The 18198-nt window shown below is 68.6% G+C and carries 19 protein-coding genes and 1 tRNA gene; 13 read left to right on the top strand and 7 right to left on the bottom strand.

Translation table 11 applies throughout. The features are described 5' to 3' along the window. Nucleotides 1-269: 269 nt before the first annotated feature. A tRNA-Arg gene (locus O9344_RS20040) sits at nucleotides 270-346 on the bottom strand. A gap of 299 nt (nucleotides 347-645) precedes the next feature. Here O9344_RS20040 and O9344_RS20035 point away from each other — a divergent pair. Both O9344_RS20035 and O9344_RS20030 read left to right on the top strand, forming a co-directional pair. Next, nucleotides 646-2094 carry a sodium:proton antiporter gene (locus tag O9344_RS20035; protein ID WP_298481413.1) on the top strand — a complete coding sequence of 483 codons (1449 nt, stop codon included), beginning with the start codon at nucleotides 646-648 and terminating at the stop codon, nucleotides 2092-2094. A 45-nt stretch (nucleotides 2095-2139) separates the two neighbouring features. Then, entirely contained in the window at nucleotides 2140-2463 is a 324-nt protein-coding gene (locus tag O9344_RS20030) for a PetM family of cytochrome b6f complex subunit 7 (protein ID WP_298481411.1), read from the top strand. Nucleotides 2464-2467: 4 nt separating this feature from the next. Here O9344_RS20030 and O9344_RS20025 read toward each other — a convergent pair whose 3' ends face one another. Then, nucleotides 2468-3112, bottom strand: a complete 645-nt coding sequence (locus O9344_RS20025; RefSeq protein ID WP_298481409.1) for a protocatechuate 3,4-dioxygenase — start codon at nucleotides 3110-3112, stop codon at nucleotides 2468-2470. Between the two features lie 190 nt (nucleotides 3113-3302). Between O9344_RS20025 and msrA the strand changes: the two genes are divergently transcribed. The 10 genes from msrA to O9344_RS19975 all read left to right on the top strand — a co-directional run bounded on the left by msrA (nucleotide 3303) and on the right by O9344_RS19975 (nucleotide 11310). Next, the gene (msrA, locus tag O9344_RS20020) at nucleotides 3303-3956 is read left to right on the top strand and encodes a peptide-methionine (S)-S-oxide reductase MsrA (RefSeq protein ID WP_298481407.1); all 654 of its coding nucleotides are present in this window, start codon (nucleotides 3303-3305) and stop codon (nucleotides 3954-3956) included. Then, nucleotides 3953-4735 (top strand): CHAD domain-containing protein, encoded by a 783-nt coding sequence (locus O9344_RS20015; protein ID WP_298481405.1) that lies wholly within the window; start codon nucleotides 3953-3955, stop codon nucleotides 4733-4735. Before msrA ends, O9344_RS20015 begins: the two co-directional genes overlap by 4 nt. Next, on the top strand, nucleotides 4732-5286 hold the full coding sequence (locus tag O9344_RS20010; RefSeq protein WP_298481403.1) for a GNAT family N-acetyltransferase: 555 nt from the start codon (nucleotides 4732-4734) through the stop codon (nucleotides 5284-5286). The genes O9344_RS20015 and O9344_RS20010 overlap by 4 nt, the downstream gene beginning before the upstream one ends. A gap of 68 nt (nucleotides 5287-5354) precedes the next feature. After that, nucleotides 5355-5681, top strand: coding sequence for a phosphoribosyl-ATP diphosphatase (locus tag O9344_RS20005; RefSeq protein ID WP_298481401.1), 327 nt, complete (start codon nucleotides 5355-5357; stop codon nucleotides 5679-5681). A gap of 15 nt (nucleotides 5682-5696) precedes the next feature. Beyond that, on the top strand, nucleotides 5697-6677 hold the full coding sequence (gene coaA / locus O9344_RS20000; protein WP_298481399.1) for a type I pantothenate kinase: 981 nt from the start codon (nucleotides 5697-5699) through the stop codon (nucleotides 6675-6677). A gap of 295 nt (nucleotides 6678-6972) precedes the next feature. Beyond that, nucleotides 6973-7749 (top strand): enoyl-CoA hydratase, encoded by a 777-nt coding sequence (locus O9344_RS19995; RefSeq protein ID WP_298481397.1) that lies wholly within the window; start codon nucleotides 6973-6975, stop codon nucleotides 7747-7749. Between the two features lie 119 nt (nucleotides 7750-7868). Beyond that, nucleotides 7869-8159, top strand: a complete 291-nt coding sequence (locus tag O9344_RS19990) for a DUF2218 domain-containing protein (RefSeq protein ID WP_298481395.1) — start codon at nucleotides 7869-7871, stop codon at nucleotides 8157-8159. A gap of 94 nt (nucleotides 8160-8253) precedes the next feature. Continuing rightward, nucleotides 8254-9582 (top strand): malonyl-CoA decarboxylase, encoded by a 1329-nt coding sequence (locus O9344_RS19985; protein ID WP_298481393.1) that lies wholly within the window; start codon nucleotides 8254-8256, stop codon nucleotides 9580-9582. Between the two features lie 131 nt (nucleotides 9583-9713). Continuing rightward, nucleotides 9714-10535, top strand: coding sequence for an alpha/beta hydrolase (locus O9344_RS19980; protein ID WP_298481391.1), 822 nt, complete (start codon nucleotides 9714-9716; stop codon nucleotides 10533-10535). A 130-nt stretch (nucleotides 10536-10665) separates the two neighbouring features. Further along, nucleotides 10666-11310, top strand: a complete 645-nt coding sequence (locus O9344_RS19975) for a hypothetical protein (RefSeq protein WP_298481389.1) — start codon at nucleotides 10666-10668, stop codon at nucleotides 11308-11310. 83 nt (nucleotides 11311-11393) lie between these two features. Here O9344_RS19975 and pnp read toward each other — a convergent pair whose 3' ends face one another. Further along, nucleotides 11394-13544: a polyribonucleotide nucleotidyltransferase gene (pnp, locus tag O9344_RS19970; protein WP_298481387.1), complete on the bottom strand. Its 2151-nt coding sequence runs from the start codon at nucleotides 13542-13544 to the stop codon at nucleotides 11394-11396. A gap of 245 nt (nucleotides 13545-13789) precedes the next feature. Then, nucleotides 13790-14059 (bottom strand): 30S ribosomal protein S15, encoded by a 270-nt coding sequence (rpsO, locus tag O9344_RS19965; protein ID WP_273511779.1) that lies wholly within the window; start codon nucleotides 14057-14059, stop codon nucleotides 13790-13792. 206 nt (nucleotides 14060-14265) lie between these two features. Here rpsO and O9344_RS19960 point away from each other — a divergent pair, with 206 nt between their 5' ends. Then, a complete protein-coding gene (locus O9344_RS19960; protein ID WP_298481383.1) occupies nucleotides 14266-14754 on the top strand; it encodes an MmcB family DNA repair protein in 489 nt (162 codons plus the stop codon). Between the two features lie 4 nt (nucleotides 14755-14758). On the opposite strand, the gene O9344_RS19955 is transcribed toward O9344_RS19960, so the two are convergent. The 3 genes from O9344_RS19955 to hemW form a co-directional block, all read right to left on the bottom strand. After that, nucleotides 14759-15340, bottom strand: a complete 582-nt coding sequence (locus O9344_RS19955; protein WP_298481381.1) for an ActR/PrrA/RegA family redox response regulator transcription factor — start codon at nucleotides 15338-15340, stop codon at nucleotides 14759-14761. Nucleotides 15341-15405: 65 nt separating this feature from the next. Further along, entirely contained in the window at nucleotides 15406-16776 is a 1371-nt protein-coding gene (locus tag O9344_RS19950; RefSeq protein ID WP_298481379.1) for an ActS/PrrB/RegB family redox-sensitive histidine kinase, read from the bottom strand. A 95-nt stretch (nucleotides 16777-16871) separates the two neighbouring features. Continuing rightward, nucleotides 16872-18056: a radical SAM family heme chaperone HemW gene (gene hemW / locus O9344_RS19945; RefSeq protein WP_298481377.1), complete on the bottom strand. Its 1185-nt coding sequence runs from the start codon at nucleotides 18054-18056 to the stop codon at nucleotides 16872-16874. Nucleotides 18057-18198: the final 142 nt, after the last annotated feature.

The raw sequence follows: 18198 nt of genomic DNA, 5'->3' as shown, positions 1-18198 counted from the left end.
CCGCGGGCGTACGACGCCGGCGAACTTCTCGGCCCGTCAGGACCTCACTCTTCGCATTGTGACCAGTCATAATACCGACATTACTCCTACCTCTTAGCAAAGTGGGAGACCCTGTCCGGGCACTTAAGGGGCTAATTCATGCAGCTCGCTGACAGCGCATGTCAGCTTTGGTGAGAATGACGCCCGGAAGCCGGCAAGACACGGCAAGGCAAGCCCATGGCACGGGGCCGCACCAAGCATGGCCGGGATGTCAAGACATCTGGGAAATCTGGCGCACCCGACACGATTCGAACGTGTGACCTTTGCCTTCGGAGGGCAACGCTCTATCCAGCTGAGCTACGGGTGCAGGCCGTGCGACGTGTTTAGCGGATCGTTCGGCGCGCCGCAATCGGGGAAGGGCGTCGCGATGCGTCGCGGGGGCCTTGGGATCCCCCAAGCGCCGCCGATCCCAAAGCGCATACCGATCCCCAAGCCCACGCAATCCTCGCGAGCGCCCGACACGAGCCCAGCGGCAAGACACCGCTGCCCCTGAAGGCCGCGCAATCCCCCACGACCATTGCCAGTCACCGCGCACCGCCGCTAGAACGCGTAGGGAGGCCCTCCTGACGGAGGAACCAGCGCCGGCAAGAGCGCAGAGGGGCAGAGATGGGACGTTTCGGGAGGCTGGCGGCCATCGTCGCCCTGGTCGTGTTCGGGCTTGGCGCGGCCGCTGAACCCGCCTTCGCCGCGGCGGCGCTGGACGGGCGTGGCATGAGCCTCCTGTGGTGCCTGCCCTTCGCCGGGCTGCTGCTCTGCATCGCCACCGGCCCGGTCTTCTATCCCCATCTCTGGGAGCACCATTACGGCAAGATCGCCGCCTTCTGGGCTGCGCTGGTCGCTGTTCCGCTTCTCGTCCTGGTGCCGACGGACCAGGCGCTCGGCGCCCTCGTCTTCACCATGCTGGCGGAGTACCTGCCCTTCATCATCCTGATCTTCGCGCTCTACACCATTGCCGGAGGCATCCTCGTCACCGGCAACATCCACGGCGCGCCGGGCACCAATACCGCCATCCTCGCCATCGGCGCGGTGCTGGCGAGCTTCGTCGGCACGACGGGCGCCTCGATGATCATGATCCGCCCGATCATCCGCGCCAATGACGACCGGGTGCACAATGTCCATGTCGTGGTGTTCTTCATCTTCATCGTCTCGAACTGCGGCGGCGCGCTCACCCCGCTCGGCGATCCGCCGCTCTTCGTCGGCTTCCTGAAAGGCGTCGACTTCTTCTGGACGACCCGCGCCCTCTTCACCGAGACGGTGATCGTCCTCGCCGCGCTGCTGGCCATCTTCTATGGTCTCGACACCTGGCTCTACCGGAAGGAAGGCCGCGTGAAGCCCGACCCGACGCCGGACTCGCGCGTCGGCGTGAAGGGTCTCGAGATGCTGGCGCTGATCGGCGTCGTCGTCGCCGCCATCCTGCTGCGCGGCTACTGGAAGCCCGGCATCGACTTCAAGCTCGCCGGCGTCGCCTTCCCGCTCCAGGACATCATCTCCAACGCCATCATGCTGGCCGGCGGCCTCGCCTCGCTGAAGCTCGCCAATCCCATCTTCCGCGAGCAGAACGGCTTCTCCTGGGGCCCGGTGAAGGAGGTGGCGAAGCTCTTCGCCGGCATCTTCATCTGCATCGTGCCGGTCATCGCCATCCTGGCGGCAGGGCGGAACGGCGCCCTTGCTCCCCTCGTCGCCCTGGTCACCAACCCTGACGGCACCCCGGATAACGTCATGTATTTCTGGCTGACGGGCGCGCTGTCCTCGTTCCTCGACAACGCCCCGACCTATCTCGTCTTCTTCGAGCTCGCCGGCGGCGACCCGAAAGTGCTGATGGGGCCGCTCGGCGTCACGCTTGCCGCCATTTCCACGGGCGCGGTCTACATGGGCGCCAACAGCTACATCGGCAACGCGCCGAACTTCATGGTCTATGCCATCGCCAAGGACATGGGCGTGAAGATGCCCTCCTTCTTCGGCTACATGGTCTGGTCGGTGGCGATCCTCATTCCCATCTTCGTCGTGGTGACGCTGCTCTTCTTCGTCCGTGGCGCGCCGCTGGCGGGCTGGTAGTCTCGCGTCGCGCCCGCCCCCCGAGGGAGACGATTCGGACCGGCCATGCTCCGCTTTCCCCTTCGCCTCCTCGGCTTCCTGCTGATGGCCGCCGGCTTCGTGCTGGTGGTCATCGACGGCACCCGCTCCATTGCCGGCCAGCGGCTGATCGTCACCTCGCTGGCCGAGGTCTGGCGGTCCATCCATGCCGAGAGCCTGACACGCGTCGAAACGGTGCTGCGGGCGCAGGAACCCGACTGGCTCTGGGACCCCGCGGCCTTGACCGTGATCGGCTGGCCGGCCGCCGCCGCCGGTCTCATCCTCGGCGCGCTGCTCATGTGGGTGGGGCGTAGCCGCCGGCCTCAGATCGGCATGGTCGGCCGGCGCTGACGCGTCAGGCGAGAACCACCTCGAAACGGAAACGGGGCAGGTCCGCCGGCTCGCGGCGGGCCGTCACCGCATCGCGGGCGGCATCCCCGCCCAGGCGGCTGAACAGAAAATCGCGGGCGTTCATCGCCACGCCCGGAAAATACATCTGCGTGACGAACTCCGGCCGGCCTTCCGCCACCACGCGGAAATGGATGTGCGGCGTGCGCTGGAAGCGGCCCGAGCCGTAGAAGCGCGGCATGATGGTCCGGAAGAGATACTCGCCGCCGGCGGCGGTGCGCACGGCACCGAACCCCTGGAAGTTCGGGTCCGCTGGCCCGGCGTTTTCATCGGGATGGTGATAGCGGCCCTGGTGATCGGCCTGCCAGATCTCGACCAAAGCGCCCCCGAGGGGCCCGGAGCGGGCCGAGAGCACCCGCCCGTGTACCTCGATGATCTCGCCTGTGGCCCGTCCGGAGCGCCCTTTCACCTCCGTCAGGTCAATGTCGGAATCGGTTGGCTTGGCGACCGGATAATAGGGCCCCACCATCTGCGGGGGTGTCGCGATCACGGTTGCACCGAGCGGCCTCACGAGGAGCATGAGGGCGGGCGCAGCGACCAGGCCGCGGCGGCTAAGGCTGACCAGAGAAGCGGCAGTCGGTGCAGGCGCCATGGCAAAGTCCTTGTCCTTCCGTTACGAAAGGACAGGCCCGAATAGGGGGCAACCCACGAACCGGTGATGAGCGCAATGATCACGCAGCCGTGTTGCTTTTTCGCGCAGGGCTCCCATGTTCCCGGCACGCCGCGGCTGGAGTAACGTGAGGCCCGTCCGGCGCGAATGAGGGGGCATCGAGGAGGTATCCATGTTCGGATTTCGCAAGAAGCTCTCCCTGCCCACCCCTGCCGAGGCCCTGTCCGGCCGCATGCAGGCCATCCCCACCGCCGAGCGGCACTTCGTCAACGACCGCCCGCTGAAGGGACCCTTCCCGGAGGGGCTTGAGACCATCGTCGTCGGTCTCGGCTGTTTCTGGGGCGCCGAGCGCAAGTTCTGGCAGCTGCCGGGTGTCTTCGTCACGGCGGTCGGCTATGCGGCGGGCGTCACCCCCAACCCCACCTACGAGGAGGTCTGCTCCGGCATGACCGGCCACAACGAGGTGGTGCTGGTGGTCTATGACCCCGCGCAGGTCTCCACCGAGCAGGTGCTCGCCACCTTCTGGGAGAGCCACGACCCCACCCAGGGCATGCGCCAGGGCAACGATGTGGGCACGCAATATCGCTCCGGCATCTATGTGACGAGCGAGGCGCAGCGCGTCGCCGCCGAGGCCTCCAAGGCGGCCTATGGCAAGGCGCTGGCGGCCCGCGGCTATGGCCCGGTCACGACGGAAATCCTCTCCGCCGGGCCGTTCTTCTACGCCGAGGACTACCACCAGCAGTACCTGGCCAAGAACCCACACGGCTATTGCGGCCTTGGCGGCACCGGCGTCTCCTGCCCGATCGGCACCGGGGTCGCTGCGTGAAGCCGGTGGCCGAGGCACGGGATCTTGCCCGTGCGGCGGGGGCCCACGCCCGCGCCGCCGGGCGTCTTCTCGCCACCGAGGCCGACCATGTCCGGGCGGTGCACCTTGCCCGCCGCCACATCAAGCGGGCGCGCAGTCTCCTGCGCGCCCTGAAGCCCCTCGCCAAGCCCGCCGTCGAGCGCGAGAACGGCTTTCTGCGCGCCTTCGCCCACACGCTCGCCCCTCTGCGCGACGCCCATGCGCTGGAGGAAGCCGCCCGTGCTGTCGGCGCCCGCGGCAATGGTGCGGCCGGCAGTGAGCGAGTGGACCTTACCGCCCTCGGGCGCGCGCTACAGCGACAGGCACGGGTCATCGCCCGCCTCGCCCCCGAGGATGCTCCGAAGCACTATCTCGCCAGGACGGTCGCCCGCGCCTACCGCAAGGCGCGCGAGGCCTATCGCGCCTACGAGGCGGCCCCGCATGACGAGGAACCGCTGCACGAGGCCCGCAAGCGCATCAAGGACTGCCTGCATCTGGTGGAGGCGCTCGACGCGGTGCGCCCGCGCGGTAGCGCCCCGAAGCCCGGCAAGCTCGACCGTCTGGGTGAACTGATGGGTGCCATCCGCGACCTCGACCTGCTCTCCCGCCGCATCGAGCGCAACGAGGCGGGCCACGCCAAGCTCGCCCGCATCGCCGCCCGCCATGTGCGCCTCGCCCGCGAGGTGACGCGGGTCGGCGCCACCGTCTTCGACGCGAAGCCGTCGCGCGTGGAGGCCGCCTGGCGCCGGGCCGGCACATGACCCCAAGGTCGTCCACGATCAACGACTGGCGGGCCATGACGCCCATGGACCTGCCGGCGGTCCTCGCCATTGCCGACGCCGTCCATCCCGACTTCCCCGAGGACGCCGCCATCTTCGCCGAACGGCTCGCCCTTCACCCCGCCGGCTGCCGGGTGCTTGATCGCGATGGCACCATTCTCGCCTATGTGCTGAGCCACCCCTGGGCAGCCGAGAGCTGCCCGCCGCTGAACCGGCTCCTCGGCGCCCTGCCCGATCCCGCCGGCAGCTACTACATCCACGACCTCGCGCTCCTGCCCGCCGCCCGCGGCAGCGGCGCAGCGCCCGCCATCGTCGCGGCGCTGGCGGAGCACGCAGCCGGTCTAGGTCTAGCCAGCATGGGCCTCGTGGCGGTGAACGGCTCGGCCAGCTTCTGGCGCCGCCAGGGCTTCGCCGAGGCTGAGGTCCCCGCCCTGTCGTCCAAGCTCGCAAGCTATGGTCCGGACGCGCGATTCATGCTGCGCGAGCTCGCCACGGGCCTTCGCCCATCTGCCACCGTGACATCGGCCTCATAATCTGCATCATGCCGCAACTTTCGGGGGCCGCCTGCGGCAACCACCCCCGCGACAGGGACGCGCGTGTCATGAGTGCCTTTTCGCTCGCCGATCTGGAGGCGATCGTCGCCAGCCGCGCCGCGGCTCCGGCGGCCGAGAGCTACACCGCCGCATCGCTCGCCAAGGGCCCGGTCCACTGCGCCCGCAAGTTCGGCGAGGAGGCGATCGAGGCCATCATCGCGGCGACCGAGGGCGATCATGCCGGCCTCGTCGCCGAGAGCGCCGACGTGCTCTACCACCTGCTCGTCGTCTGGCGCGCCCGCGGCATCGGCCTCGACGAGGTCATGGCCGAGCTCGCCCGCCGCACCACCCAGTCGGGTCATGCCGAGAAGGCATCCCGCCCCAAGGTTTCCTGAGGCGAGGACCCTCACATGCCCGCAAGCCTCGCCGCTGCCGCCGTCGCCGAACCCGAGAACGGAAACCCCTCCCCCTACCGGGTCTTCTCCCGCGCCGAATGGGCGGAGAAGCGCGCCGACACGCCGATGACCCTGACGCCGGAGGAGGTGGTGAAGCTGCGCTCCTTCACCGACAAGCTCTCCATCGAGGAGGTCGAGGCGATCTACCTGCCGGTCTCGCGCCTCCTGTCCTTCTACGTCGCGGCCCAGCAGAAGCTGTCGCGCGCCTCGCAGTCCTTCCTCGGCGCCAAGGATGTGAAGATCCCCTTCGTCATCGGCGTCGCCGGCTCGGTGGCGGTCGGCAAGTCGACCACCTCGCGCGTCCTCCAGGCGCTGCTGTCGCGCTGGTCCAACACGCCGAAGGTCGATCTCGTCACCACCGACGGCTTCCTCTTCCCCAATGCCCATCTCGAGCGCGAGGGGCTGATGAAGAAGAAGGGCTTTCCCGAGAGCTATGACACCAAGGCGCTGCTGCGCTTCCTCGCGGCGGTGAAGGCGGGCGAGCGCCATGTGCGCGCCCCCATCTATTCCCACCTCGTCTATGACGTGGTGCCCGGCGCCTCGGTCGAGGTCGACCGACCGGACATCCTCATCGTCGAGGGGCTGAACGTGCTGCAGACCGGCCGCCCGCCGCGCGAGGGCAAGGCCATCCCCTTTGTCTCCGACTATTTCGACTTCTCGATCTTCATCGATGCGGAGGAGGAGGTGCTGGAGCGCTGGTATCTCGACCGCTTCATGCGCCTGCGCGAGACGGCCTTCCGCGACCCGCAGAGCTATTTCCGCCGCTATGCCGAGAAGTCGGATTTCGAGGCGATGAAGACGGCGCTGGCCCTGTGGTACGGCATCAACCTCGTCAACCTGCGCGACAACATCCTGCCGACCCGCCACCGCGCCAAGCTCATCCTGAAGAAGGAGAGCGACCACCGCATCGAGAGCGTCAGCCTCCGGCGGGTGTGAGGGGCGAGCAATGGGCCTGCATGACTGAAGTGCGTCCTTCGAGGCTCGCCTTTCAGGCTCGCACCTCAGGATGAGGAGGGTGGTGCGCCGCTCGTCGGGATGGAGCACCCGCGTTGCACGGCATTCCGATATGCAGGACACCACGTACCTCATCCTGAGGTGCGAGCCTGAAAGGCGAGCCTCGAAGGGCGCGCTGTCTCCCTGCATCCAGCCCCATTCCCCCACCGGCGGAGATGACAGCCCCGCGCGCCTCCGCTAGCTCTCCTCGCGACACCAGCCCCGAACGAGGACACCCATGGCCAGCTACGAGACCCTCATCGTCGAGACCCGCGGCAAGGTGGGCCTCGTCACGCTCAACCGGCCGAAGGCCCTCAACGCCCTCAATAGCCAGCTGATCGCCCAGCTCAACACCGTCCTCGACGGCTATGAGCGCGATGCGGGCATCGGCTGCATCGTCATCACCGGCTCGGAGAAGGCCTTCGCCGCCGGCGCCGACATCATGGAGATGAAGGACAAGACCTATCCCGAGAGCTATCTCGAGGACTTCATCACCTCCTGGGACCGCGTCGCCCAGCGCCGCAAGCCGATGATCGCCGCGGTCGCCGGATTCGCCCTCGGCGGCGGCTGCGAGCTCGCCATGATGTGCGACTTCATCCTCGCCGCCGACACCGCGAAGTTCGGCCAGCCCGAGATCAAGCTCGGCGTCATGCCGGGCGCCGGCGGCACGCAGCGCCTCACCCGCTTCGTCGGCAAGTCCAAGGCGATGGAAATGTGCCTCACCGGCCGCATGATGGATGCCGCGGAGGCCGAGCGCGTCGGCCTCGTCTCGCGCGTCATCCCGGCCGCCGAGCTGGTGGAGGAGGCCGTGAAGGTCGCCTCCCAGATCGCCGACATGTCCCTGCCGACCGTCATGATGACCAAGGAATCGGTCAACCGGTCCTACGAAACGACCCTTGCGGAGGGCATCCGTTTCGAGCGCCGCGTGTTCCACGCCATGTTCGCTCTGGCTGACCAGAAAGAGGGCATGGGCGCCTTCGCCGAGAAGCGGAAGCCGGCCTTCAAGAACCGCTGAAACGCATGGCTGCCGGGCATTCCGGACGCGCGCAGGAGCCCTGCGGGCGGACGGGATGGCGCGGCCGCCGGTTTGGTCTCACATCGGGGCTTCACGAGGCATTCCTCGGAGGTTTCGTCATGACCGTCTCTCTGGCCGATGTCGTCACGGCCCATGCGAGCCGCTATCTCCAGCAGCTCTGCAAGCACTGGAGCCACAAGTTCTCCGTCTCCTTCGACGAGAAGCAGGGCAAGGTGCCCTTCAGCGAGGACGCCGCCCTGGTGCTCAGCGCCAATGGCGACGTGCTGAGCCTGCGCCTGGAAGCACCGGTGGACCGCATCCCCACCCTCGAGGAGGTCGTCGCCGATCACCTCAAGCGCTTCGCCTTCCGCGAGGACGACTTGCGGATCGATTGGCAACCCATCGGCTGATCCGCCGCGGCGAGAAGGCCTCTCGCCGCGCCGCAGCATTCTGTGGCAGCATGATCCCCGCCGGGCCTATCGCCCGGATGAGGGAGGCCCGCCAATGACCTTCGTCTCCGACCTCCTGGCTTCGGTGTCGCGCCGCAGCCGCGAGCTCATCGGGCTCAAGGCGGTGGAAACCCCGCCACGCCATGCCGCCGACGTCACCGCCCTCGCCCGCACCCTGCTCTCCCGCCGTGGCGAGGCGTCCGGTACGGCCGTCGCCCGCGCCATCCTCGACGCCTACCGCCTGCTCGATGCACCGGGCCGCCTCGCCGTGCTGCGCGACCTTTCCGGCGGCTTCGGCGCCGACCGCGCCAAGCTCGACGCGGCCATCGCCGCCTACCAGGCCGATCCCTCGCCGGCCTGTGCCGCGACCCTCCACGCCGCCGCCGAGCCGCGCCGCCAGGAGCTCATCCGCCGCCTGAACCTTGCTCCTCGCGGCACGCTGGACCTCGTCCGCCTGCGCGACGACCTGCTGGCGCATCTGCCCGACAATGCCGATCTGAAGGTGCTGGACGATGACCTCGTCCACCTCTTCTCGTCCTGGTTCAACAGGGGGTTCCTGGTCGTGAGGCGCATCGACTGGTCGACGCCGGCCAATATCCTCGAAAAGATCATCCGCTACGAGGCGGTGCACGAGATCCGCGACTGGGACGACCTGCGCCGCCGCCTCCAGCCGGAGGACCGGCGCTGCTACGCCTTCTTCCATCCCCGGCTCGAGGACGAACCGCTCATCTTCGTCGAGGTGGCGCTGACCGCCGAGATTCCCGGCGCCATCGGCCCGCTCATCGCCGAGGAAGGCACGCCGCTCGCCGCCGACGACGCCCGCGTCGCGGTGTTCTATTCCATCTCCAACTGCCAGACGGGCCTCGCCGGCATCTCCTTCGGCTCGCTGCTCATCAAGCAGGTGGTGGAGGAGCTGAAGCGCGAACTGCCGAAGCTCACGACCTTCGTGACGCTCTCGCCCGTGCCCGGCTTCGCCAAGTGGCTGGCGAAAGAGCGCAAGACCGAAACCGGCTTTCTCCTCGACGACGAGCGGCAGCTTCTCGACGCGCTCGATGCGCCGGACTGGCGGGCCGACAGCCTGCGCGCCCAGAAGATCGACAAGCTGCTGGCGCGCTGCGCCGCCCGCTACTTCCTCACCGCCAAATCCAGCGGCAACCGGCCGCTCGATCCCGTGGCGCGCTTCCATCTCGGCAATGGCGCGCGGCTGGAGCGCATCAACACCGGAGCGGACCTGTCCGAGGCAGGCCTGCGCCAGTCCCATGGCGTGATGGTCAACTATCTCTACGACCTCGGCCGTATCGAGGAGAACCACGAGGCTTATGCCGAGCGGCGCGAGATCGTCGCGGCAGGGCCGGTGAAGAAGCTCGCCGATCAGAAGGGATAGGCGCTGGCCCGGCACTGTCCGGCCTGCCGAGTGCCGTTGCCCCTCTAGCCCCTCGTAACGTCCCGGTGATCGCTGCAACCAAATCGCCTCGCGGACCGTTCCCGCTGCAGCCGCTGCCGCAGGAGCCCTGATTGACCACGTCCCATCCCACCCGCCGAGCTCTCGTTGCCGGCGCCCTCTCGAGCCTCGCCGCACCCGCCCTCGCCGAGGGCCTGCCGACCCGCGACATCGCCTTCGGGCCCCATCCGCGCCAGAAGCTCGACATTTACCTGCCGTCCGGCCCGGTCTCACGGGCGCCGGTGGCCTTCTTCATCTATGGCGGTTCCTGGTCGAGCGGCGACAAGGGCACCTATGGCTTCGTCGGCGATGCCTTCGCCTCGCGCGGCTTCATCACGGTGATCGCCGACTATCGGCTGGTCCCCGAGGTGCGCTTTCCATCCTTCATCGAGGATGGCGCAACGGCGCTCGCCACCGTTCGCGCCACGATCGGCCGCTATGGCGGCGATGCCGACCGCCTCCACCTCATCGGCCATTCCGCCGGCGCCTACAACGCCATGATGCTGGCGCTCGATCCACGCTATCTCGCCAGCGCCGGCGTGCCACGCTCCGCCATCCGTGCCGCGGCCGGCCTCTCCGGCCCCTACGACTTCCTGCCCCTCGACGTCCAGGCGACCCGCGCCGCCTTCGGCAATGCCCGCAATCCTGCCGAGACGCAGCCCGTGAACCTCGTCCGGCGCGGCGCACCGCGCATCTTCCTCGGCACGGGCACGGCCGACACCACTGTCCTTCCCCGCAACACCGACGCGCTCGCGGCCCGGCTGCAGGCAACAGGGGTCCCCGTGACGGTCCGCAAATATGAGGGTGTCGGCCATGCCGGCACGGTCCTCGCGCTGGCTCCGCTGCTGCGCTTCACACCGGTGCTGGATGACGTCAGCCGCTTTTTTGCCGGCTGAGGACCGGTGGACAGGGCGTAACAGCATTACCTGTCTCACCCAACCGTGTCTTGGTGACGGCCGCGCCGCGTCCCTAGGCTTTCCCCGAGATGCCGCCGTGGAACAAGGCATCGCGTCCGGGGAGGACACCATGACAAAGATCCTGACCATCGCCCTCGCGGGGGCCTGCGCCTCCATGCTCACCGCCGGAGCGGCCGTGGCGCAGCAGGCACCGCTCGGCTTCTTCATCACCTCGGCACCGCTCGATGGCGGCAATCTCGGCGGCCTCGCCGGCGCCGACCGCCATTGCCAGGCGCTTGCCGCCGCAGCGGGCGCCGGCAACCGCACCTGGCGGGCCTATCTGTCGACGAAAGGGGCGGGTGCGGTGAACGCCCGCGACCGCATCGGCCGCGGCCCCTGGGCCAATGCCCGCGGCGTCGTCATCGCCGCCAATGTCGCCGAGCTGCACGGCACCAACAACCTGACCAAGCAGACCGCCCTCACCGAGGCTGGCGCCATGGTCAATGGCCGCGGCGACACGCCGAACGAACACGACATCCTCACCGGCACCCAGACCGACGGCACGGCCTTCTCAGGGGATGCGGACCGCACCTGCGGCAACTGGACGAAGAACGGCGAGGGCTCGGCCATGGTCGGCCACCACGACCGCATGGGCCTCAACACCGAGCCGCCGGCACTCTCCTGGAACGCCTCGCACCCCTCGCGCGGCTGCGACATGCCCTCGCTGCGCGCCACCGGCGGCGGCGGCCGCTTCTACTGCTTCGCCGCGGACTGAGCGGCATCACCGAACGCAAGAAGGGCGGCCTTTTGGGCCGCCCTTCCTGTTTCCAAAAGCCTTGCGAGAAGGCCGCCGGCGGATCACTCCGCGGCGTCGCCCTCTTCGGCGCCGGCTTCCTTCTGCTTCTTCTCGAGGTCCTCGCCGGTCGCCTGGTCGACGACCTTCATGGACAGGCGGGTCTTGCCGCGATCGTCGAAGCCGAGCAGCTTCACCTTCACCTTGTCGCCCTCCTTGACCACGTCGGTCACCTTGCCGACGCGCTGGTTGGCGAGCTGCGAGATGTGGACGAGGCCGTCGCGCGAACCGAAGAAGTTCACGAAGGCGCCGAAGTCCACGACCTTCACGACGGTGCCGTCGTAGATCATGCCGAGCTCCGGCTCCTGGGTGATCGACTTGATCCAGTTGACGGCGGCGCGGATGGATTCGCCATTGGCCGAGGCCACCTTCACGGTGCCGTCGTCCTCGATGTTCACCTTGGCGCCGGTCTTCTCGACGATCTCGCGGATCACCTTGCCGCCGGTGCCGATGACTTCGCGGATCTTGTCGGTCGGGATCTTGAAGCTCTCGATGCGCGGCGCGTGCTCGCCGAGTTCGGCGCGGGCTGCGGTGAGGGCCTTCGACATCTCGCCGAGGATGTGCTCGCGACCACCCTTGGCCTGGCCGAGGGCGACCTTCATGATCTCCTCGGTGATGCCGGCGATCTTGATGTCCATCTGCAGCGAGGTGATGCCCTCAGCCGTGCCGGCCACCTTGAAGTCCATGTCGCCGAGATGGTCCTCGTCACCGAGGATGTCCGACAGGACCGCATAGCGCTCACCCTCGAGGATGAGGCCCATGGCGATGCCCGCCACCGGACGCTTCAGCGGAACGCCGGCGTCCATCAGCGCCAGCGAGGCGCCGCAGACGGTCGCCATCGACGAGGAACCGTTGGACTCGGTGATCTCCGACACGACGCGGATCGTGTAGGGGAACTCGTGGTTGGCGGGCAGCATCGGGTGGATGGCGCGCCAGGCGAGCTTGCCGTGGCCGATCTCGCGGCGTCCGGGACGGCCCATGCGGCCGGCCTCGCCCACCGAGAAGGGCGGGAAGTTGTAGTGAAGGAGGAAGTTCTCCTTGTAGGTGCCGGTCAGCGAGTCGATGAACTGCTCGTCCTCCGCGGTGCCGAGCGTGGTGACGACCAGCGCCTGGGTCTCGCCGCGGGTGAACAGCGCCGAACCGTGGGTGCGCGGCAGGACGCCGGCCTCCGAGACGATCGGGCGGACCGTGACGAGGTCACGGCCGTCGATGCGGCTGCCGGTGTCGAGGATGTTCCAGCGGACGACCTTGGCCTCGAGCTCCTTGAAGACGCCGGCCACGACCTGCTTGTCGCGCTTGCCTTCGCCCTCGCCGGCGAAAGCCTCGATGGCCTTCTTCTTCACCTCGCCGACGGCGGCGTAGCGGGCGGTCTTCTCGCGGATCGAATAGGCGGCGCGCAGGTCCTTCTCGACCAGGGCCAGCATCTCCTTCTCCAGCGCCGAATGGTCCGGCGGGGTGAAGTCGCGGGGCTCCTTGGCGGCCTTCTCGGCGAGCGAGATGATCGCGTTGATGACCGGCTGGAAGTACTTGTGGCCGAACATCACGGCGCCGAGCATGACCTCCTCGGACAGCTCCTGCGCCTCCGACTCGACCATCAGCACGGCGTCGGCGGTGCCGGCGACGACGAGGTCGAGCTTCGACTCCTTCATGTCGTCGACATAGGGGTTCAGGACGTATTCGCCGTCGATGTAGCCGACGCGGGCGGCGCCCACCGGGCCCATGAAGGGCACGCCCGAGAGGGTGAGGGCGGCGGAGGCGGCGACCATGGCCACCACGTCCGGATCGTTCTCGAGGTCATGCGAGAGCGTGGTGACGATGACCTGCGTCTCGTTCTTGTAGCCCTCGACGAAGAGGGGGCGGATCGGGCGGTCGATGAGGCGGGAGATCAGCGTCTCACGCTCGGTCGGCTGGCCCTCGCGCTTGAAGTAGCCACCGGGGATGCGGCCCGCGGCGAAGAACTTCTCCTGGTAGTTCACGGTCAGGGGGAAGAAGTCGATGCCGGCCTTCGGCTCGTAGTTGGAGACGACGGTGGCGATGACGGTGGTCTCGCCATAGGTGGCGATGACGGCGCCATGGGCCTGGCGGGCGACCTTGCCGGTCTCGATGACCAGCTTGCGGCCACCCCAGGTGAGTTCCTCGCGATGAATGTCGAACATTGTCTTTTCCTTTCTCGGACGGATCGGACGACGGACAGCCATGCGCAAGACGGCGAGAGGCTCGGTCCGGGCCTTAACGGCCCCGAGCCCCTTGCGATCCTGCCATGGCGGTCGGGTTGTCCAGTGTCGTGCCTTTGTGGCGTGGCGGGCGCGCGGACCGCGCCCGGCCTTTTGCGGATGCCGTGATCGGCACCCGATATGCGGCTCGGCCCCGCGCGATCACTCGCCGGGGCCGGTCCGAAGGGTCAGCGGCGGATGCCGAGACGCTCGATCAGCGTCTTGTAGCGAGCCTCGTCCTTGCGCTTCACGTAGTCGAGCAGCGAGCGGCGGGCGGAGACCATCTTCAGGAGGCCGCGGCGGGAATGGTTGTCCTTGGCGTGGCTCTTGAAGTGCTCGGTGAGGTTGGTGATGCGCTCGGTGAGGATGGCCACCTGGACCTCGGGCGAACCGGTGTCGCCGGCCTTGGTGGCATATTCCTTGATGAGCTCGGCCTTGCGGGCGTCGGTGATCGACATCGGCAGATCCTTTTGAATGAGGGGACTGAAGACGGCCGGGCCGGGATGTCGTCCAGCGCGGTCGGATGGCCGGGGCGCATGGCACCGCCGGTTCGTCGCCCGTGACGGGCTTCGAAGGCGCGGCTTATACACGAAAATGGCAGCAAGGGAAGCAGGACCCCGCCGTTCCCGTTTCATTCCGGCCGAAGCGACGGCATGATGCGCCGATGACCGCCTCGCTTCTCCGCCCCATCACGCCGCCAGTGGACGGCCGCCAGTCCGACCGGGCGCTCGCCATCGCCCGTGGGGCGACGCGGCTCCTCGCTGCCATGGACTTCGCCGTCGTGCCGGAACTGCCGCTGCCATCGGGACGGCGGGCCGACCTGACGGCGCTCTCCCGCAACGGCCTTCTCTGGATCATCGAGGTGAAGTCCTCGGTCGAGGATTTCCGCGCCGACCGGAAGTGGGAGGACTACCGGCTCCACGCCGACCGGGTGCTCTTCGCGGTATCGACCGACTTTCCGGTCGAGCTCCTGCCCGAAGATGCGGGGCTCATCCTTGCGGACGGGCACGGGGCGGAGCTGCAGCGCGAAGGCATGGCCGGGGCGCTGGCCGCCCCGACCCGCAAGGTGATGACGCTGCGCTTTGCCCGCGCCGCCGCCGCCCGCATGACGCTGCTCTGTGATCCGCAGGCACGCGGCCTGACGGATTTTTGAGAGATCAGCGCGGGGCGCGCTTGGCCAGGATCCGCTGAAGCGTGCGGCGGTGCATGCCGAGGCGGCGGGCCGTCTCCGAGACATTGCGGTTGCAGAGCTCGTAGATGCGCTGGATGTGCTCCCAGCGCACCCGGTCAGCCGACATCGGGTTCTCCGGCAGGTCGACGGTCTTGCCCGCGAGCGCCATCAGTGCGGCGAAGACCTCATCGGCATCCGCGGGTTTGGCGAGATAATCCACCGCGCCGAGCTTCACCGCCGTCACGGCGGTGGCAATGTTGCCGTAGCCGGTGAGGATGACGCCGCGGGCGTCCGGGCGGGCGGCATTGAGCGCCGAGATCACGTCGAGGCCGTTGCCGTCGCCGAGCCGCATGTCGACGACTGCGAAGGCGGGCGCGCTGCGCGCCACCGCCGCCAGGCCCTCGGCGACGCTGTCCGCGGAGGTCACCTCGAAGCCCCGGGCCTCCATGGCGCGGGTGAGGCGCTGCAGGAAGGGCTTGTCATCGTCGACGAGGAGCAGTGTGCGATCCGCAGGAAGGCTCACCGGGGTGGCGGGCGTGGCGGAGTCGGTCGGCAGCATCGCAGTCATTCCTCGGTCGGTGGCGGTATCATGCACGGTATTGTGACGGGATGTGGGGGATCTCGTAACGTTCCTCAAGGCGTCGCGGGCTCGGGAAGCCGCGACGTTCCGCCGCTCGTGGGGGACGAGAAGGCACCGATCGGCCAGATCACCTCGACCATGGCGCCGGTCTCGAAGCCCGGCCGGTTACGATAGTGGATCCTCGCACCCGTCCGCTGCAAGAGCGTCTTCGCGATGAAGACGCCGAGGCCGAGCCCCGTCTTCTCCTCCGCCCCTTCGCCCTTCTTGCCCTCGCGGCCCCGCCCCTTGCGGCGGCGGCTTGTGAGGTAGGGCTCGCCGATCCGTTCGAGGATGTCGGGGGCAAGGCCCGGGCCGTCATCGATGATGGTGACCGCGACGCTCTCGGCGTCCCAGCGCGCCGCCACCACCACGGAGGAGCGGGCGAAATCGACGGCGTTCTCGACGATATTGCCGAGGCCGTAGAGGATCGCCGGATTGCGGGCGAGCACCGGCTCTCCATCGCGCTTGTCTGGCAGGTCGACGGTGATGGCGACGCCGAAGTCGCGATGCGGCTGCACCACCTCTTCGAGGATCTGCGCGAGGCTCATCGTGTCGAAGGGCGCGTCCTCACTCGACAGGCTCTTGAGCTTGGCGAGGATGTCGCGGCAGCGCTGCACCTGCTCGCGCAACAGCGTCATGTCCTCGCCGATAGGCCCGTCCTTCGGCAGAACGCCGGCGAGCTCCTTGGTGACAAGAGCGATGGTGGCGAGCGGCGTGCCGAGCTCGTGGGCGGCCGCAGCCGCGAGGCCGTCGAGCTGGTTCAGGTGCTGCTCGCGGGCGAGCACGAGTTCGGTAGCGGTGAGCGCGTCGGTGAACTGACGCTGCTCCTCGGCGACCTGCCAGACATACATGCCGATGAAGGACAGGCAGATGAGGAAGGCGACGTAGACGCCGACGAGATAGAGCGGCGGCAGGCGCAGGTCGTCCATCCATTCCCAGGGCAGCGGCTGGTGGAACAGGCCGATCAGCGTGGCGCAGGCCACCGTGAACAGGCCGAGCAGCAGTGTCGCCCGCGGCGGCTGCGACGTCGCCGAGATCAGCACCGGGCCGAGGAACAGGAAGGAGAACGGGTTTTCGAGGCCGCCGGTGAGGTGCAGCAGGATGGCGAGCTGCGCCACGTCCCAGGCGAGCGACAGGCCGGCGGCGAGCGAGGAGAGCCGGTGGTTCGGCGGGTAGCGCAGCCTCAGCGCGATGTTGAGCCAGGCCGAGGCTGCGACCGCGAGCAGGCAGAGGTCGAGCGGCAGGTCGGCCGAAAGGCCCCAGTAAACGCCGAGGATGGCGCCGGTCTGGCCGATCACCGCGAACCAGCGCAGGCGGATCAGCGTCTCAAGCTTGAGGCTGCGGTCGAAGGTGACAGGCGGGGCGGCACGGAATTCAGTCGGCATGGGCAGAGCCTAGGCCTTACGGCGGCGGAAGGCCATGGCCGCCCATCGGCGGACGGAGCGGCGGCATGCCGCGCCCGTGGTTTTACGGTGCGCCGCTAGCCCGCCTGTGCGAGATCGGCGACCACCGCGTTGAGCACGGGGAAGCCGGCCGGCGTCACCTTGAGCCGGCCGCCAGGCAGGCGCGCGACGAAGCCCTCGCCCTCGAGGAAGGCGATGCGCTCCGGGTCCAGCGGCTGGCCGGACAGGGCCTCATAGCGACCAAGATCAATCCCCTCGGCCAGCCTCAGGCCCATGACGAGGAACTCGTCGGCCGTCTCCATCTGGATGAGGTGCTCCTCCGAGACGATGCCCGAACCCTGCTCCTCGACACGGGCGAGCCAGGTCTCGGGATGCTTCTCGGTGGCGGTGGCGATGCGGCCATTGCCAAGCGTCAGCCGACCATGGGCACCGGGGCCCGCGCCGACGAAATCACCGGAGCGCCAGTAGATGAGATTGTGCCGGCATTCGGCGCCGGGCCGGGCATGATTGGAAATCTCGTAGGCGGGAAGGCCGGCCTCGGCGCAGACCGCCTGGGTCAGGTCGTAGAGCACGCGGCCCATCTCGTCGTCGGGCATGGCGAGTTTGCCGGCGCGATGCAGCGCCTCGAACATGGTGCCGGGCTCGATGGTCAGCTGGTAGAGCGACAGATGCTCGGCCGCCTCGCCGATGGCGCGGCGCAGTTCCGCCTCCCACGCCGCCTCGGTCTGGCCCGGGCGGGCATAGATGAGGTCGAAGGAATAGCGATCGAAATGGCGGCGGGCGACATCGACGGCGCGCAGGGCTTCATCGGCCGAGTGGGTGCGGCCGAGGCTCTTGAGGTCGGCATCGTCGAGGGCCTGGACGCCGAGCGAGACGCGGTTGACGCCGGCGGCCCGGAAGCCGCGGAAGCGCTCGGCCTCAACGCTGGTCGGATTGGCCTCCAGCGTCACCTCGCAATCCCGGGTGACCGTCCACAGCCCGGCAATGGCCTCCAGCACGGCCGCGACCGTCGCCGGCTCCATCAGCGAGGGCGTCCCGCCGCCGAGGAAGATCGAGGAGACGGTGCGCCCCGGCGTGCGCCGCGCGGCGGTGCCAAGCTCGCGGCGGAAGGCGGCGACGAACCGCGCCTGATCCGGCGCCACGTGCCGCACATGGCTGTTGAAGTCGCAATAGGGGCACTTGGAGGCGCAGAACGGCCAATGGACATAGATCCCGAAGCCGGGATCGTCCGGGCCTCCCGCGCCGGGCGGGGCGGTGGTCATGGGCGAGGTCTCGACGCCGGGCGGAGGGTCCGGCGGCTCCTGGCGTGAGGTAACGCTCTGCGGGGCGGATGACTAGGGGCGGGAGGGAGGATGTTGCAGGATCGAAGTGCGTCCTTCGAGGCTCGCTGTCGCTCGCACCTCA

It is taken from the genome of Phreatobacter sp., assembly GCF_027532945.1.
Lineage (GTDB): Bacteria > Pseudomonadota > Alphaproteobacteria > Rhizobiales > Phreatobacteraceae > Phreatobacter.
Note: the sequence above shows the minus strand (reverse complement) of the source record. Positions and strands in the feature narration are given on the sequence as shown.